17 protein-coding genes are annotated in these 16,366 nt (G+C 71.3%); 9 read left to right on the top strand and 8 right to left on the bottom strand.

Annotation, left to right across the window (positions count from 1 at the left end):
- Positions 1-86: 86 nt before the first annotated feature.
- Positions 87-587, top strand: a complete 501-nt coding sequence (greA, locus tag ACTMTJ_RS37840; RefSeq protein WP_441223523.1) for a transcription elongation factor GreA — start codon at positions 87-89, stop codon at positions 585-587.
- Here the strand turns inward: greA and ilvA are convergent.
- The 4 genes from ilvA to ACTMTJ_RS37820 all read right to left on the bottom strand — a co-directional run bounded on the left by ilvA (position 584) and on the right by ACTMTJ_RS37820 (position 5,009).
- On the bottom strand, positions 584-1,801 hold the full coding sequence (gene ilvA / locus ACTMTJ_RS37835) for a threonine ammonia-lyase (protein WP_441223522.1): 1,218 nt from the start codon (positions 1,799-1,801) through the stop codon (positions 584-586). The genes greA and ilvA overlap by 4 nt on opposite strands.
- Positions 1,798-3,201: an amidase gene (locus ACTMTJ_RS37830; RefSeq protein ID WP_441223521.1), complete on the bottom strand. Its 1,404-nt coding sequence runs from the start codon at positions 3,199-3,201 to the stop codon at positions 1,798-1,800. The genes ilvA and ACTMTJ_RS37830 overlap by 4 nt, the downstream gene beginning before the upstream one ends.
- Positions 3,202-3,269: 68 nt before the next feature.
- Positions 3,270-4,409, bottom strand: a complete 1,140-nt coding sequence (locus ACTMTJ_RS37825; RefSeq protein ID WP_441223520.1) for a cystathionine gamma-synthase — start codon at positions 4,407-4,409, stop codon at positions 3,270-3,272.
- A gap of 69 nt (positions 4,410-4,478) precedes the next feature.
- Positions 4,479-5,009, bottom strand: a complete 531-nt coding sequence (locus ACTMTJ_RS37820) for a M48 metallopeptidase family protein (RefSeq protein WP_441223519.1) — start codon at positions 5,007-5,009, stop codon at positions 4,479-4,481.
- 458 nt (positions 5,010-5,467) lie between these two features.
- Between ACTMTJ_RS37820 and ACTMTJ_RS37815 the strand changes: the two genes are divergently transcribed.
- From ACTMTJ_RS37815 to ACTMTJ_RS37795, 5 genes are all read left to right on the top strand, one after another.
- Positions 5,468-5,632: a DUF5679 domain-containing protein gene (locus tag ACTMTJ_RS37815; RefSeq protein ID WP_173057968.1), complete on the top strand. Its 165-nt coding sequence runs from the start codon at positions 5,468-5,470 to the stop codon at positions 5,630-5,632.
- A gap of 246 nt (positions 5,633-5,878) precedes the next feature.
- Complete coding sequence (locus ACTMTJ_RS37810) at positions 5,879-6,970, top strand: TOMM precursor leader peptide-binding protein (RefSeq protein ID WP_441223518.1); 1,092 nt, start codon at positions 5,879-5,881, stop codon at positions 6,968-6,970.
- A gap of 4 nt (positions 6,971-6,974) precedes the next feature.
- Positions 6,975-8,294, top strand: a complete 1,320-nt coding sequence (locus tag ACTMTJ_RS37805; protein WP_441223516.1) for an ABC1 kinase family protein — start codon at positions 6,975-6,977, stop codon at positions 8,292-8,294.
- A gap of 53 nt (positions 8,295-8,347) precedes the next feature.
- Positions 8,348-9,427: a helix-turn-helix domain-containing protein gene (locus ACTMTJ_RS37800; RefSeq protein WP_441223515.1), complete on the top strand. Its 1,080-nt coding sequence runs from the start codon at positions 8,348-8,350 to the stop codon at positions 9,425-9,427.
- Between the two features lie 121 nt (positions 9,428-9,548).
- Entirely contained in the window at positions 9,549-10,232 is a 684-nt protein-coding gene (locus tag ACTMTJ_RS37795; protein WP_441223513.1) for a hypothetical protein, read from the top strand.
- A gap of 249 nt (positions 10,233-10,481) precedes the next feature.
- On the opposite strand, the gene ACTMTJ_RS37790 is transcribed toward ACTMTJ_RS37795, so the two are convergent.
- The 3 genes from ACTMTJ_RS37790 to ACTMTJ_RS37780 form a co-directional block, all read right to left on the bottom strand.
- Positions 10,482-10,847 carry a WhiB family transcriptional regulator gene (locus tag ACTMTJ_RS37790; protein WP_441223512.1) on the bottom strand — a complete coding sequence of 122 codons (366 nt, stop codon included), beginning with the start codon at positions 10,845-10,847 and terminating at the stop codon, positions 10,482-10,484.
- A gap of 134 nt (positions 10,848-10,981) precedes the next feature.
- On the bottom strand, positions 10,982-11,257 hold the full coding sequence (locus ACTMTJ_RS37785; RefSeq protein ID WP_441223511.1) for a hypothetical protein: 276 nt from the start codon (positions 11,255-11,257) through the stop codon (positions 10,982-10,984).
- A gap of 142 nt (positions 11,258-11,399) precedes the next feature.
- Positions 11,400-13,568, bottom strand: a complete 2,169-nt coding sequence (locus ACTMTJ_RS37780) for an ATP-dependent DNA helicase UvrD2 (protein WP_441223510.1) — start codon at positions 13,566-13,568, stop codon at positions 11,400-11,402.
- 88 nt (positions 13,569-13,656) lie between these two features.
- Here ACTMTJ_RS37780 and ACTMTJ_RS37775 point away from each other — a divergent pair, with 88 nt between their 5' ends.
- The 3 genes from ACTMTJ_RS37775 to ACTMTJ_RS37765 all read left to right on the top strand — a co-directional run bounded on the left by ACTMTJ_RS37775 (position 13,657) and on the right by ACTMTJ_RS37765 (position 15,195).
- Positions 13,657-13,899: a mycoredoxin gene (locus tag ACTMTJ_RS37775; RefSeq protein ID WP_441223509.1), complete on the top strand. Its 243-nt coding sequence runs from the start codon at positions 13,657-13,659 to the stop codon at positions 13,897-13,899.
- Positions 13,900-13,994: 95 nt separating this feature from the next.
- Positions 13,995-14,987 (top strand): helix-turn-helix domain-containing protein, encoded by a 993-nt coding sequence (locus ACTMTJ_RS37770; RefSeq protein WP_441223508.1) that lies wholly within the window; start codon positions 13,995-13,997, stop codon positions 14,985-14,987.
- A 10-nt stretch (positions 14,988-14,997) separates the two neighbouring features.
- Positions 14,998-15,195, top strand: a complete 198-nt coding sequence (locus ACTMTJ_RS37765; RefSeq protein WP_441223507.1) for a DUF397 domain-containing protein — start codon at positions 14,998-15,000, stop codon at positions 15,193-15,195.
- A 208-nt stretch (positions 15,196-15,403) separates the two neighbouring features.
- On the opposite strand, the gene nudC is transcribed toward ACTMTJ_RS37765, so the two are convergent.
- Entirely contained in the window at positions 15,404-16,330 is a 927-nt protein-coding gene (gene nudC, locus ACTMTJ_RS37760; protein WP_441223612.1) for an NAD(+) diphosphatase, read from the bottom strand.
- Positions 16,331-16,366 lie beyond the last annotated feature (36 nt).

The raw sequence follows: 16,366 nt of genomic DNA, 5'->3' as shown, positions 1-16,366 counted from the left end.
AACTTGGTTAATTCTCAGGGTGTCGCGCGCTGGTAAGTTTGTAGTTCTACCTTGTTCGCCCATTAGCCCTACGGAGGAGATCGTCTGTGTCCAGCACCGACCGCGAGGCGCCTGCCACCTGGCTGTCTCAGGACGCGTACGACCGCCTACAGGCCGAGCTCAACGAGCTGATCGCGGCCCGTCCGGCGATGGCTGCCGAGATCAACGCTCGGCGGGAAGAGGGCGACCTGCGCGAAAACGGGGGCTATCACGCCGCCCGTGAAGAGCAGGGCAAAGCCGAGATGCGCATCCGCCAGCTCAAGGAGCTGCTGCGCACCGCGCAGGTCGGCGACGCGCCCACGGCTGACAAGGTCGCACCCGGCACCGTGGTCACGATCCACTTCGACGACGACACCGACGACACCGAGACGTTCCTGCTCGGCTCGCGGGAGATCTCCGCGACCACCGACCTGACCGTCTACAGTCCGGAGTCCGCGCTCGGCCAGGCGATCCTGGGCGCCGGCACCGGCCAGACGGTGACCTACACCGCGCCCAGCGGCGCGGACATCAAGGTCACGGTGGTCAAGTTCCAGCCCTACGGGGGCTAGCTCACCGGAAAGCGGACGGTGTAGCCCTGTGCCCGCAGCGCGCCGATCAGCTTGTCGGAGTGTTCCGGGCCGCGGGTCTCCACGGACAGGGCGACCTCCACCTCACCCAGGCGCAGCCGCGGGTTGTGCCGGGTGTGCAGCACGTCCACGACGTTGGCCCGGTGCTCGGCGATCTGCGCCAGCAGCGCGGCCAGCTCGCCGGGCCGGTCACCGCAGCGCACGGTAAAGCGCAGGTATCGGCCGGCCGCCGCGAGACCGTGCTCGATCAGCCGCAGGAGCAGCAGCGGGTCGATGTTGCCGCCGGAGAGCACCGCGACGACCGGCGGCTCGGCCTTGACCGCGCCGGACATCAGCGCCGCCACAGCCACCGCGCCGGCCGGCTCGACCACCTGCTTGCCGCGCTCCAGCAGCATCAGCAGCGCCCGCGAGATGTCCTCCTCGGTCACCGTCACCACGTCGTCGACGAGCTTGCTGACGTGCGCGAACGTGATGTCGCCCGGGCAGCCGACCGCGATGCCGTCGGCGATCGTGGACAGGTGCGGCAGCCGCACCGGCGCGCCCGCCTCCAGTGACGGCGGGTACGCCGCGGCGCCCGCCGCCTGTACCCCGACGATCCGGATGTCGGGCTTGATCGCCTTCGCGGCGACGGCCATGCCGGAGAGCAACCCGCCGCCGCCGAGCCCGGTCACGATCGTGCCCACCTCGGGGCACTGCTCCAGGATCTCCAGCGCCACCGTGCCCTGCCCGGCGATCACGTCCACGTGGTCGAACGGGTGGATCAGCACCGCGCCGGTCCGCTCGGCGAACTCATGTGCCGCCACCAGGGCATCGTCCACTGTGCTCCCGGCGAACTCGATGTGCGCGCCGTACCCCTTGGTGGCGGAGACCTTCGGGATCGGCGCGCCCATCGGCATGAAGACCGTCGACTTGGCGCCGAGCAGGCCAGCCGCGAGCGCCACCCCCTGGGCATGGTTGCCGGCGCTCGCGGCGACGACGCCGCGGGCGCGCTCCTCCGGTAAGAGGCGGGCGATCCGCACATAGGCGCCGCGGACCTTGTACGAGCCGGCGCGCTGGAGGTTTTCGCACTTGAGCCACACCGGCCCGTCGAGCGCCGCGGTCAGCGGGCGGGACGGCTCCAGCGGCGTGACCCGCACGACGTCGCCGAGCAGCTCGCGCGCCGCCCGCACGTCCTCCAAGGTCAGAAGTTCGCTCACTGGTCGATCGTCGCACCATCCGCGGGCTGCCCGAGGCGGGGCCAGGTGGGTGCGTGCCGCTGCCACGGCGCGGCCATCTCGAACTGCCCTGCCACCGCGAGCAGCAGCAGCTCGGAGCCGGGCGGCCCGACCAGCTGCACCGCGACCGGCAGCCCGTCCGGACGCAGGCCGACGGGCACGACGAGGGCGGGCAGGCCGGCGACGTTCCAGGGCGCGGCGTACGGCGCGTACCGGATGTTGGCCGTCATGTTGGCCCGCCAGGAGCGGCCGGACCAGCCCTCGGCCCGCGGCGGCGCGCTCGCCAGCGCGGGCGTGAGCATGAGGTCGGCGCCCTGGTCCGTGAAGAAGTCGATCGAGCGCTCGCGCCACGCCGCGCGGTCCGCCTCCCGGACGTACCCGCGGCGCAGTGCCCAGGCCCCCAGGCCCACGTGCCGGCGGGTCCGCGGCTGAAGCGTGGCCCGGTCGAGGCCGGCCGACTCGGCGTCGCGGCAGGCGGCGGCGAACCACGTCGCGAGGCCGCGCATGCTCAGCGCGGGCGGGTAGACCGGCTCGGCGGCGACCGCGTCGTGCCCGGCCGCCACCAGCAGCCGCGAGGCGGTGGCGACGGCGTCCCTGTTGGGCTGGTCGGGGCGGACGCCGAGCACCGGCGAGCGGAGCGAGACGGCGACCTTGAGACGCTGCGGCTCGACGAGCTTTTCCGGCCGCCGCCCGGCCAGCACGGCCAGCCCGACCGCCGCGTCGGCGACGGTGGTGGCGAGGATGCCGTGCTCGGCCATGCCGTACCAGTCGTCGGCGCCGATGCCCGCGGGCACCACGCCCCGGCCCGGCTTGATGCCGACCAGGCCACAGCACGCCGCCGGGATGCGCACCGAGCCGAGCCCGTCGTTGGCGTGCGCGAAGGGCACCAGGCCCGCGGCGACCGCGGCCGCCGCGCCGCCCGAGGAGCCTCCAGGGGTACGGTCGGTGCGCCACGGGTTGCGCGTGGTGCCCGACTCGTCGTCGGTCGTCGCCCACAGCCCCAGCTCGGGCATGCGGGTCACGCCCAGCACCACCGCGCCGGCGCCGCGCAGCCGCCGCACGACCTCGTGGTCTTCTTCGGCGACCGGCCCGCGGGCGGCCGCCGAGCCGTTCCAGGTGGGCAGGCCGGCAACGGCGGTGTTTTCCTTGACCGCGACCGGCACACCGGCCAGCGGCAGGTTGGCCAGGTCGTCCTGCTCGTCGACCTTCTCCGCCTCGACGATCGCCTCGCCGCCGCGCACCACCCGGAACGCGGTCAGCACCGGGTCGCCCGCCGCGATGTGATCGAGGTGGTCGGCGACGACCTGCGTCGCGGACGTGTCACCGCGGCGAACGGCGCGGGCGATCTGCTTGGCCGTCGCACCGACCCACGTCTGTTGCACAGCCCCTCCCCTGGGTGCGCAGTCACCGCCGGCTGGTGGCCGCGGACGCGACCGCCAGCCTCGAAAGATCAGCCGAGCGCCTGCTCCAGATCGGCGAGCAGATCGTCAGCGGTCTCGATGCCGACAGACAGTCGCACGAGATCGGCGGGTACTTCAAGCGGCGAGCCCGCCGCACTCGCGTGTGTCATCCGGCCGGGGTGCTCGATCAGTGACTCGACTCCGCCGAGCGACTCGGCGAGCACGAAGAGGCGCGCCCGGTTGCAGATCTCCACGGCGTGCTCCTCGCCGCCGGCGGCCGAGAACGACACCATCCCGCCGAACCGCCGCATCTGCTTGGCCGCCGTCTCGTGGCCCGGGTGCTCGGGCAGCCCGGGGTAGTAGACCCGCTTGACCTTCGGGTGGCTGTGCAGGTAGCCGGCGATCCGCTCGGCGTTGTCGCAGTGGCGGTCCATGCGTACGCCCAGCGTGCGCACACCGCGCAGGGTCAGCCAGGCGTCGAACGGGCCGTTGATCGCGCCCATCGCGTTCTGGTGGTACGCGAGCTCGTCACCAAGCGCCGGATCGGCCACGACGAGCGCGCCACCCACCACGTCGGAGTGGCCGCCGACGTACTTGGTGGTCGAGTGCACCACCACGTCCGCACCGAGGGCGATCGGCTGCTGGAGGTAGGGCGACGCGAACGTGTTGTCGACGACCAACCGGGCGCCGTGCTCGCGGGCCAGCCCGGCGAGCGCGGCGATGTCGGCGATGTTGAGCAGCGGGTTGGTGGGTGTCTCTACCCAGATGACCTTGGTGCGGTCGGTGATCGCGGCCCGCACGGCGTCGACGTCGGAGATCCGGGCCGCGGTCCAGCTCAGCCCCCACCGCTCGGCCACCTTGGCGACCAGCCGGTACGTGCCGCCGTAGGCGTCGTCGGGGATGACCACGTGGTCGCCGGGCTGGCACACGGTGCGCAGGAGCGTGTCCTCGGCCGCCAGGCCGGAGGCGAACGCCAGGCCTCGCCGGCCGCCCTCCAGCGCCGCCAGGCACTCCTGGAGCGCGTCGCGGGTGGGGTTGCCCGAGCGGGCGTACTCGTACCCCTGCCGCGGCGACCCGACCGCGTCCTGCACGTAGGTGCTGGTCTGGAAGATCGGCGGAATGACCGCGCCCGTCCGCTCGTCCGGCTCCTGGCCGGCGTGGATGGCGAGCGTCTCAAACCCGTACGTCATTGTGCTGAGGCTAGTCCCTGGACCCTCGCGACACGCGTTTAGTCGGCTCTAGACGGCCGCTGGTCGGCGCTAGTCGGCCAGCAGAGCGCCTGTGGCGGCCGCGATGCCCTCCAGGTAGCCCCGGGCCCGCTCGGCCTTCGGATAGCGCCCCACGAGCTCCCAGAACCGCGAATTGTGGCTGGGCACGACCAGGTGGGCCAGCTCGTGCAGCAGCACGTAGTCGATCACCCAGTCGGGCATCTCCTGGATGCGGTGGGAGATGCGGATCGTGCGGTCGGCCGGGGTGCAGGAGCCCCACCTGCCACTCTGGTTGGTCACCCAGCGTACGCTCGCCGGGATCGCGATCCGGGCGTGCTCGCTCAGGTAGCGCCCGATCAGCCGCTGCGCCCGGATGAGGAGCTCTTCGTCGGAGCGGCTCACCCGCTCTTCGCGAGCGGCCAGGCGGGCGAGCATCTTGTCGACCCACTCGGTCTCTTCGGCCCGGGAGAACTGGTCGGGGATGAGCACGACCACGCGCTCACCGTCGCGGTACGCGGACACCGTGCGGCGACGGCGCTGGCTGCGCCGTACCTCGACGACCGGCTTGCGCGCCCCAGCCACTAGCGGACCGCGCAGCCCCGCGGAACGTTCACGATGGCACGCTAATCCGTACCAGCCAGGTTGCCGCAAGAGCCAAGGGTGAGGTAGGCGCCGGAAAGATTCCTTCTACACATCATTTGTCCGGAAAATTTCTTCACGGCAGGGCGCCGGGCGACCAAGGTCACTACGGTAAGTGATCTTTTGCGGAGTAGATGCGCGGTCACTCTGCACCGGTTCCTCCGGCGTGTCCCGGCGAAACTGACTTATCCGGTAGATTCCGGCATGCACACTCACGTCGTCGGCTTCCTCACAATGTCGACGCGTCGTTGACATGGAACCGCTCAGACCTGGGTAGGGTCCGGCGGGACCAGCGGCTACAGCGTGGCCGCGGAGTTGGGTCCAGGGTCGGCGCCTCCGGCGCAGGCTCGGGGGGACGTGCCGGAGCTCGAACCCGGCAAAAGAGTACGAGGAGGGGCACTGTGGCCACTAAGACACAGACCTACAACGGCTACTGCGTGAAGTGCAAGGAGAAGCGGGACTTCGAGGGCACCGTCGAGGTGTCCAAGACCGGCATGAACATGGCGAAGGGCAAGTGCCCCGTCTGTGGCACGACGGTCAACCGGATCCTGGGCAAGGCCAAGTAAAGATCAAACCAACGCGACACTGCGGAGAGGGGCGGCCGGTCGGCCGCCCCTCTCCGCATTCAGTGACTGGGCGCTATGCCGCGGTGTCGTGACTCGATCACAAAAAGTCATGTCGGCAGGCTGACAGAAGCCTGCCAGAACCTGTGGATAACTCGCTCGGCGCTGTGGATAACCCAGTGCATGGCGATTTTCGCCTGTGGACAACGAACGACGGGCCGCGAAGATACGGTGACACGCTGTCATGCCATGACAGCCCTCCCGCGCCCGACGCTTCTGCCCGGACTGCACCGCCTGTGGCGAGATCGGCACACACTCCAGCTCGGTCTCGACCCGGCCCGCGCGGTCGTGCTGGAGGTCGCCAACCCGAGTGCCGTGCGCCTGCTCGACCTGCTCGACGGCACCCGGCCCGAGCGGGCGGTCCTGGAGCAGGCCGGCCGCATCGGGGTGAGTCGGGAGGACGCCCGCCTCCTGCTCGACACGCTGCGCGCCGCCGGCCTCGTGGTCGGCGGGCAGACCCTCCTGCCGGGCAGCCTGCCCGAGCCGGTGCGCCGCCGCCTCACCGCCGAGGCGGCCGCCCTGGCCCTGCGCGGCACCGACACGCCGGGCACGCCGGCCCAGATCCTGCGCCGCCGGGCCGCCGCCCGCGTCGTGGTGACCGGTCGGAGCCGGCTGGCGGCCCCGCTCGCGGTCACGCTGGCCCAGTCCGGGGTCGGGCACGTGCAGCCCGACCTGACCGGCGTGGTGGACCCGCTGGACGCCGTTGGCGGCCCGCTGTTGCCCGCCGACGTGCGGCGCGAACGCACCGAGGCGGTCGCCGAGGCGATCACCCGGGCCGCGCCGGGCACCGAGACCCGCCCCATCCAGCGCGGCCGGGCCTCCCTGGTCGTCCAGGCCGGCACCGACCGGCCGGCGGCCCTCCTGGCGGCCAGCTACGGCCAGCGCCGCCTCGCCCACCTCGTGGTGGGGGTACGCGACGCGGTGGCCGTCGTCGGCCCTCTCGTCCTGCCCGGCGGCGCCCCGTGCCTCAATTGCCTCGAGCTGCACCGGCGCGACCGCGACCCGGCCTGGCCCGCCCTCGCCGCCCAGCTCGCCGGCGACGCCCGCCCGGAGCCGTGCAGCGCGCCCACGCTGCTCGCCGCCGCCGCGTACGCGGCCAGCGAGGCCCTGCTCTACCTCGACGGCGAGCCACCCGACACGGTCGGCGGCGCGATCGAGATCAGCGCTCCCGGGCGCACCCGCCGCCGCGCGTGGCCACCCCACCCGTCATGCGGCTGCGTCCGCCGCGGCCGCCAGCGCGCATTCACGTCCGTCACTTCGTCTGAGCGTCGGTCACAATGATCCGGTGACCGATATCCCGCGGCGTGCCGTCACCCGCACCGCCAGGCTCGCCGCACTGCCGCTCGGCTTCGCCGGCCGCGCCGTCCTCGGCCTTGGAAAGCGGGCCACCGGCCTCGCCTCCGAAGTGATCTCCCCGGAGATCCAGCAGCGCACCGCAGAGCAGCTCTTCAGCGTGTTAGGGCAGCTCAAGGGCGGCGCGATGAAGCTCGGCCAGGCCCTGTCCGTCTTCGAGGCGGCCCTGCCGGCCGAGCTCGCCGGCCCGTACCGCCAGGCACTCACCCGGCTACAGGAGGCCGCGCCACCGCTGCCCGCCGCGAGCGTGCACAAGGTGCTGGCCGCCCAGCTGGGCGAAGACTGGCGCGACTTGTTCGCGGAGTTCGACGACACGCCGGCCGCGGCGGCCAGCATCGGCCAGGTGCACAAAGCCGTGTGGCAGGACGGCGGCCGCGAGGTCGCGGTCAAGGTGCAGTACCCCGGCGCCGGCGAGGCCCTGATCGCCGACCTCAAGCAGCTCTCGCGGCTGGCCGGCATGTTTCGCATCATCCAGCCGGGCATCGACGTCAAGCCTCTGGTGGTCGAGCTGCGCGCCCGGATCACCGAAGAGCTCGACTACGAGCTGGAGGCCGAGGCCCAGCGGGCCTTCGCGGCGGCCTACGCGGACGACGACGAGATCTTCGTGCCCCAGGTCGTGGCCGCCGCGCCACGCGTGCTGGTCACCGAGTGGGTGGACGGCACCCCACTTTCGAAGATCATCAGCGACGGCACACAGGAGGAGCGCGACGCCGCCGGCCGCCTCATGGCCACCCTGCACTTCTCCGCCCCCGAGCGGGTGCACCTGCTGCACGCCGACCCCCACCCGGGCAACTTCCGCATGCTGCCCGACGGCCGCCTCGGCGTGATCGACTTCGGCGCGGTAGCCCGCCTCCCCGAAGGCCACCCCGAGCCCATCGGCCGCCTGGTCCGCCTGGCCCTGGCCGACGACGCCAACGCGGTGCTCGAAGGCCTGCGCGACGAGGGCTTCGTCAAGCCCGACGACGACATCGACGCGCGCGCCGTGCTCGACTTCCTGCTGCCGATGCTGGCCCCGCTGGTCGAGGACGAGTTCCAGTTCACCCGCGCCTGGCTGCGCGCCGAAGCCACCCGCCTGGGCAGCCCGAAGAGCCCGGCCTACCAGCTCAGCCGCCACCTCAACCTGCCGCCCTCGTACCTGCTGATCCACCGCGTGACGCTCGGCTCGATCGGCGTGCTGTGCCAGCTCGAGGCGAAGGCACCGTACCGGTCCATCGTGGAGCGCTGGCTCCCCGGCTTCGCCCCGGCCGGCTAGAGATTCGGGAAATGCGATAGTTCCGCTGCCAGCGGAACTGCTATATTTCCCGAATGAGCCAGCCCGCCAACGCGCCCTCGCCGCATGAGGTCGACGTCCTCGGCAGCGCTCTCAAGCAGATTCAGGGGCACCTGCCCCCAGGCTGGAGCACATTCCCGTCAAGCGCCCTTCCTGGCCCCGACCTGCTGCTGGATCTGTCCGCGCCAGACGGCACGGTCACCACGCTGGTGATCGAGGCGAGGCGTTCGGTGGAGGTTCGCGACCTGCCGCGCGTGGCTGGGCAGCTAGAGACCTGGGCGCGCGCTGTAGGCGGACCCGCCGCGGCGTTGCTCGCGGTTCGCTACATCGCCCCTTCCGTGGCGACATGGCTCGAAGAGCACGGTGTGTCCTACGTCGACACCACCGGCAATATGCGGATCTCGATCGAGCGGCCCGCGCTGTACATACGTGATCGTGGCGCCGACCGAGATCCGTGGCGGGGGCCTGGTCGGCCACGCGGGACACTCCAAGGCGCACCAGCGGCACGTGTGGTCCGCGCGCTCGCCGACTACGCACAACCGGTCACGATGCCTGAGCTCGTTCGGCGTTCGGGCGCTTCGACGGGTGCCACATACCGCGTGGTCGAATACTTGGAGCGGGAAGCGCTGCTCGAGCGCACCCCGCGCGGGCCGATCATCGACGTGTCCTGGCGGGCGATGCTCCAGCGCTGGAGCCTTGCCTACGGATTCCAGCAAACCAACTCGGTCACGAGATTCGTTCAACCGCGCGGACTCCCGGCATTGGTGGAGCGGCTCGCTGAGGCACACGGCCTGCTCTACGCGGTAACGGGATCTCTCGCCGCCCACCGGCTGGCCCCGCACGCGCCCGCACGTCTCGCGATGATCTATGTCGATGACGTTGATCGAGCGGCAGAGCTGCTCGACCTGCGCCCGGTCGATACGGGCGCCAATGTCCTCCTAGCCGCACCTTCATACGACGTGGTCTTCGATCGGTTGAGCGTCGTCGACGGCGTTTTCTACGCCGCCCCCAGCCAGACTGCCGTCGACCTGCTCACAGGACCTGGCCGAAGCCCCGCCGAAGGTGCGGCCGTCCTCGATTGGATGGCGTCCCATGAGACCGCCTGGCGACGTTGACGACCTCCAAGTGGCCATCCGATGCGCCCTGCTCGACGCCCTCGACGCCTTGCAAGACCACCTACCGGCCATCACTGTCGTCGGCGCCCAGGCAATCTACCTACACACCGGACGTGCTCGGGTGGCACTGGCGGAGGCTACGAAGGACTGCGACCTCGCACTCGATACGCGGGTGCTCGCGTCCAGCCCCCTCATTGAGCAGGCGATGCTCGCCGCTGGCTTCTTCCTGAACCTTCAGGCGGGTCAGCCCGGCGCCTGGCTGAACGCAAGTGGCATACCGGTCGATCTCATGGTGCCCGAGACTCTTGCCGGTGCCGGCGGTCGCCGCGGAGCTCGGATCCCTCCGCACGACAAGCTCGCCGCACGCCGAGCCGCCGGTTTGGAGGCGGCGGTCGTCGACCGCACCACGATGCGGATAGCGGCTTTGTCACCGGACGATCCACGCTCGCACGCGGCCAACGTGGCGGGACCGGCCGCGCTTCTCGTCGCGAAGCTGCACAAGCTTGGCGAACGACAGGCCACGCCTGGTCGGCTTGTCGACAAGGACGCCCACGACATCTACCGAATCCTGGTGGCGATCGAGACGGATCGGCTCGCCGCGAAGCTACGCCTGCTCGCTGAGAGCCAACTCGCCGGACCGACCACCGCGCAGGCGCTCGTCTTCCTCAGGACGATGTTCGCGAGCGGCCCTGACGGGATCGGCTCCACGATGGCCGGACGGGCGGAGGAAGGCATCGGAGAGCCGGCGACAGTCTCCGCGGCGGTTGCCATCCTCGCAGAGGACTTACTCGCCTCGGTTGGATGAACGCCGCTAGGGGCCCGGCGTCGCCGGGCCCCTGCGGCCTAGGTAGCGGTCTAGAGAAGGCCCATCTCGCGGGCCGCCTGCCGGCGGGCCTGCATCGCTACGTGACGGGCGGATCGGGTGGCCTCAGAGCTCGTGGTGTTGCCGGCCTGAGGCCGGCGCATTCGAGCCCTCGACAACGCTTCGTGGATTAGGTGATGCATGACGGATGCTCCATCTCGGGAAGGGACGCGTACGTTGATCGGGTTCATGTCAGGCCGCCAACCGGACGGCGTTGCGCGACTCGGCGAGCCCGTTGGCCGCCATTCGCGCCTCGACCTCGACCCGCAGGGCGGCGTCGCGGGCGACGTCCTCCTTGCGCGGGCGACCACGGGGCCGCTTGCGCGGGACGACCGCGCCACGCTCGAAGATCTCGCCGCCCCAGACACCCCAGGGCTCGGCACGCTCGACCGCGCCAGCCAGGCACTCGACGCGGAGCGGGCAGTCCCCGCACAGCGACTTGGCCAGTTCCAGCTCGGCCGGGGCGTCCGCGAACCACAGGTCGGGGTCGAACTTCCGGCAGGGCAGGTTCGCCTCCATGTCGACGCGCTCGTCGACCGGGGCCAACGCCAGACTCATCGCCCGGTCACCTCTCTCTCGCTCGTTGCTTCTCTGCTTGTGGCGAACAACGCCTGTGCTTGTGGCGAAATGACTGAGGCCGCGGATCCCGGTTACGGGTTCCGCGGCCTCGAGGTGAGCCGGTGGTCTGTTTGTCAGACCGGCCTTCCTCGAGGTGGAACACCGCGGACGTCCTGCCGCTTGGCCGAAACGCCCTTAACCGTGAGCCCACTGGTCCCGTAGCCGCCGCCGTCGATCCACGCATCGGTCCGGACCAGGGAATCGACCTGGGTCTGGACCTGGTGCACCTGCGTCAGCTGCGGCACGTCGGCAACGGCCAGCCCCAGAGGCAGGGCATTGGCAGCGGCCGACATCGGAGCGCAGACAGCAGGCAGCGCCGACGGTCGCTCGATCGTGTAGAAGATCTTCACCGGGGCCACCTCCTGTCTCTCTCGTCGTCAGATCTGGTCTCGGTGACTTTCGCCCACCCCGGCGAGCAGCATGGACGCCGCGCGCGCGAGGTGTGCCATGAGGCTATGCCTGCCCCTGGGGCGACCGCAAACGGTTTTACGGCTAGTTGACGGAACTTTTTTCCGGAGGCTCCTCCGGTACAAGATCATCGACGCTCGCGCCCCCTACCAGAGCGAGCACGGCATCGCCGTAGAGGCCTAGCTTTCGCGGCCCGATGCCGGCGATCGCGACGAGATCCTCGCGCCCGGTCGGCTGGCGCTCGGCGAGCGCGACGAGCGTGGCGTCGGTGAAAACCACGTACGCCGGGACCTTCTGCGTCTCCGCGACGCGCATCCGCCACTCGCGCAGCCGATCGAAGAGATCGTCATCCAAAGTGGACGGACATGTGGCGCAGCGGCCCAGCTTGCGGTCGGCGCCCGCGAGCAGCGTCGCGCCGCACACCCGGCAGGAGACGACCAGCGTCCGGCGGCGCTCGGGCCGCCGGCTCAACGCCGCCGTGCCGCTCCGCTCACCACCGCCGCCGCGCTCGAACTGGGGCAGGAAACGGCATGGCCGCCGCGGCCGGCCGCCGGGCGAGCGGGACTGGGCGTACGAGAGCCAGAGCCACTGGCGCGCCCGAGTCACCCCGACATAGAGCAGCCGCCGCTCCTCCTCCAGCGCCTCGGTCGTCTTCGCGTACGTGGTCGGCAGCGTGCCGTCGGAGAGCCCCACCACGAAGACGGCGTCCCACTCCAGGCCCTTGGCCGAATGAAGTGAGGCGAGCGTCACACCCTCGACGGTCGGCGCGTGCTGCTGCGCGGCCCGCCGCTGTAGCTCCTCCACGAAGTCGGCGAGCGAAGGCGGCCGCTCCACCGTGGCCGCCTCGCCGAGCGGCAGCAGAGCCGGCGTGCCGGTGTACTCCTCCGCGAGCGCGACAAGCGCGGCGAGCGCCTCCCACCGCTCGCGCGTGGCGCCGCCGGGCGGGGGCTTGTCGCGCTGCCAGCCGGTCGCCGCGAGCGCCTCGACCACGGCCGGCACCAGCGGCGCGTCCGCGGGCGTGGATCGGGTCGCCACGCGCAGGGCGAGCACGGCTTGGCGCACCTCGGCCCGCTCGAAGAACCGCTCGGCGCCCTGTACCACGTACGGCACCTCGGCCTCGGCCAGCGCCTCCTCGTACGCCTCGGACTGCGCGTTGGTGCGGAACAGCACCGCGATCTCCCGCGCCGGCGTGCCCGCGGCGATCAGCTGCCGGCAGCGCGCGGCCACGCCGGCGGCCTCGGCCGGCTCGTCGGGGAAGATCCGCAGGTCGGGCTCGGGCCCGGGCGGGCGCTGCCCCACGAGCTCGAGCCGCAGCCGCGCCTCGGGACCCCGCGCCTGCCGGATGACCGCGTTGGCGAGGCCGACCACCTGGGGCGTCGAGCGGTAGTCGCGGACCAGCCGGACGACGACGGCGCCCCGGCGCAGGCGGGGAAAGTCGATCAGGTAGCCGGAGGTCGCGCCGGTGAACGAGTAGATCGTCTGGCTGGCGTCGCCGACCACGGTCAGGTCTTCGCGCCCACCCAGCCAGGCGTCGAGCAGACGCTGCTGGAGCGGGTTGACGTCCTGGTACTCGTCGACCACGAAGTGCCTGTACTGCGCGCGGACCTGCTCGGCGACGTCGGGGTGCTCCTCGATCCCCCACACCGCAGCGCGCAGCAGGTCTTCGAAGTCGATAACGCCGTTGGCGCGCTTGACGTGCTCGTACGCCGCGAAGACCTCGGCCACCTTGGCCGGCTCGTAGGGCGGCTCGCGGGTCGCCTTGGCCGCGGCCACCGGGTACTCCGCCGGCTCGACGAGCGACGACTTGGCCCACTCGATCTCACTGGCCAGGTCGCGCGCGCCGGTGCGGTCGGCCCGCACACCGGCGCGCGAGGCGGCGAGCGTGACGAGCCGCGCCTTGCTCTCCAGGAGCTCTGGCATCGCCCGGCCGTCGAGCAGGCGCGGCGCGAAGTAGCGCACGAGGCGCAGCGCCGCCGAGTGGAAGGTGCGCGCCTGCACGCCGGTGACGCCGAGCGCCGCGAGCCGGGCGCGCATCTCCGCCGCCGCGCGGGCGGTGAACGTGACGGCCAGCACCTGCCGCCCGGCGATCTCCCCGGTCAGCGTGCGATAGGCGATGCGATGGGTGATGGCCCGCGTCTTGCCGGTGCCCGCGCCGGCGAGGATGCACACCGGCCCGGCCGGAGCGGTCACGGCGGCGCGCTGCTCCGGGTCGAGCCCGGACAGCACCCGGTCCGCTGGCGTGTTTCCCCCCACGGCTAGGAATCATGGCACCCACCACCGACGTTGGCCGGTGTGGCGCGCCTCCCGCCCGCGCGCGACCCCCATACGGAAGGACCGACAAATGCTCACGATGTACTCGACGAGCTGGTGCGGCTACTGCTACCGACTCAAGTCGCAGCTCGATCGGGAAAGCATCGGATATGAGATCGTCGACATCGAGCGCGATCCGGTGGCCGCAGAGTACGTGATGAGCGTAAACGGCGGTAACCAGACCGTGCCGACGGTCCGCTTTCCGGACGGATCGGCGCTTACAAATCCTTCGATCATCGAGGTGAAAGACCGCCTCGCGGCTATCGCAAGCTAACCAAACCTTTTGCGGAACACGCCCACGGTCGAGAACATGATCGGGTCACAATCGGTTCATACTGTGTCGTCCCGAATGACCGAGGGAGGGTTGGGGTGCCTCCTGCGCCGAGTCCGATGGTGCGACGTCGGCGGCTGGGGGCCGAGCTACGCCGTCTGCGCGAGGCTGCCGGCCTGACCGGCGACCAGGTGATCGCGCGGGTCGGCTGGGCCTCGGCCTCAAAGCTCTCCCGGCTGGAAAACGGCCGCAGCCGCCCAGACCTCAGCGACGTGCTGGACCTGCTCGACCTGTACGAGGTCAGCGGATCCACCCGTGACGAGCTGATCGGCGTCACGCGGGACGCCGGCAACACCCGAGGATGGCTGCGTTCGTACCCGGTGATGACCCAGCGCCAGCGCAGCTACGCGGAGCTGGAGGCGGGCTGCGCCGAGATCTTCGAGTACGGCCCGGTGATCCTGCCGGGCCTGCTCCAGACGCCCGGATACACGCGGGTCCGGCTGCTCTCCTCGCGCGAGGTGATCGCGCCCGAGGACGCGGAAGACCCGGAGACCGAGATCGCCGCGCGCTCCGCACGGCAATCGACGCTCACCAGAGAGGCCGAGCCGCCACGGTACGAGGCCGTGCTCGAAGAGGCGGCGCTCGGCGCGCGGGGCGGCCCCGCGCCGGTAATGGCCGGCCAGCTGCGTCATTTGGCCCGCCTGGCCGCGCTGCCCAACGTTACGCTGTGGGTGCTGCCGCCGTCGGCCAAGGTCGCCGACTGGTACCTGCCGGAGACCGCGTTCTCCATCTACCGGTTCGCCGATCCCGACGACCCCGACGCGGTCGCGGTCGAGTCGCTGGCGGCCGATCTCATCCTGACCGACGAGGACATGCTCGCCCGCTACGGGCGGGTCTTCGACTGGCTCCGGCAGGCCGCGCGCTCGCCGGACGAGTCCCTCACGTGGATCACCGAGGCCGCCGCGGCCCTCGGCCCGCCGTCCGGCGACGACGCTGACGCGCCGCTGGCACCCCTGACGCCCCCGGTACAGCGCAGGCGCCGCACACAGCAGCGCCCAACGCAGCGGACGAACGCGCCGCCCGACCGATAGGAGTCGCGTCATGAGTGCAGGTTCCCGAATCAGCTGGCGGACGAGCTCGCGCAGCCAGAACACCAACTGCGTCGAGGTCGGTGAGACAGAGACGGCCGTCGTCATGCGAGATAGCAAGGATCGGGAAGGGCCGATGCTGGTCTTCGCGCGCGAACGGTGGACCGACTTCGTGGCCAGTGCCAAGGCTGGCGAGTTCGATTTGAACTGAGAATCCCTTGCCCGACGCTCGGAATTCCGCGAACATGGTGTGGAACTTCCACGCGTGGATTTCCAAGTTGTTGGGCACAAGCTAAGCGACCGTTGTGACCGGCCGGCTCCCCCGCCGCGTTCTTGCCTCATGCCGGCACGACGGCTTCGGTCTCGGTCCGTGACCGTCGCGGCAACGGTGGTCACGGACCGAGATAGCTTTCCGGGCGCTATGCCGGCAGCTTGGCCAGCCAGCGGTTGATGAGATAGAGCGCGATCGACGAGGGCGGCGGCAGGCCGACCCGTGCGCCGTCGCCGGCGTCCAGCACCTCACCGGCCAGCACGGCCGCGATCTCCTCGCGGGTAAACCAGCGCGCGTGCGCGATCTCGGTCGGATCGACGCGTACCGGCTGGGTCGCGTCGCCCAACGCGGTAAAGCCCAGCATCAGCGAGCCGGGAAAGGGCCAGGCCTGGCTGCCCTCGTACTCGATCGCTTTGACCCCGATGCCGACCTCTTCCGCGACCTCGCGGACCACCGCGGCCTCGGCGGACTCGCCGGGCTCGACATACCCGGCGAGGCAGGAGAAGCGGCGCACCTCGCGCCCGCTGCCCCAGGCGGCGTTGTTGCCCAGCAGGCAGCGGCCGGACGGGCCGTCTTCGCCGTCGTGTACGAGCACGATCATCGCGGGATCGGTCCGCGGCCACACCTGCGTGCCGGCCTCGTCGACGCGGGTCCAGCCACCCTCGGCCGCCGTCGTGGGCAGCCCGGTCGTCGAGGAGTACGGGTGACCCGCGTGCCACTGCGCCAGCGCGGCGGCCGCGGTGTACAGCCCGGCGTCCCGGTCGCTGAGCAGGTGGCCGATCTCGCGCAGGTTGGCGGCACGGGCGCCGGGGTGCTCGGGCAGTGGCGCGTCGACCGCGAAAACCGGTGTGCCGTCCGGCTCGACGCCGAGGAACATCCGCTGCTCGACCTCGACCTCGGGTGCTTCCTTGGCGTCGAACAGCACCAGGGCGCCGTCTTCGTCGACGAGCGCTCGGCCGCCGGTGACGGTGTCCACGACGAGGACACGCGCTCTCGACCACGCCGCCGCGAGCCACTCCGGGTCGCGGCGGTGATGGGCCGCCCGGTCCAGAGTGGAGCGTGCCAGCGGCGGCAGGCTGCGGGGCCCCCGGGGAAACGTGGAGCGAAGCGG

The organism is Phytohabitans sp. LJ34 (assembly GCF_052068095.1).
Lineage (GTDB): Bacteria > Actinomycetota > Actinomycetes > Mycobacteriales > Micromonosporaceae > Phytohabitans.
The sequence above is the reverse complement of the archived record's forward strand: the minus strand, read 5'-3'. Positions and strand labels throughout refer to the sequence as shown.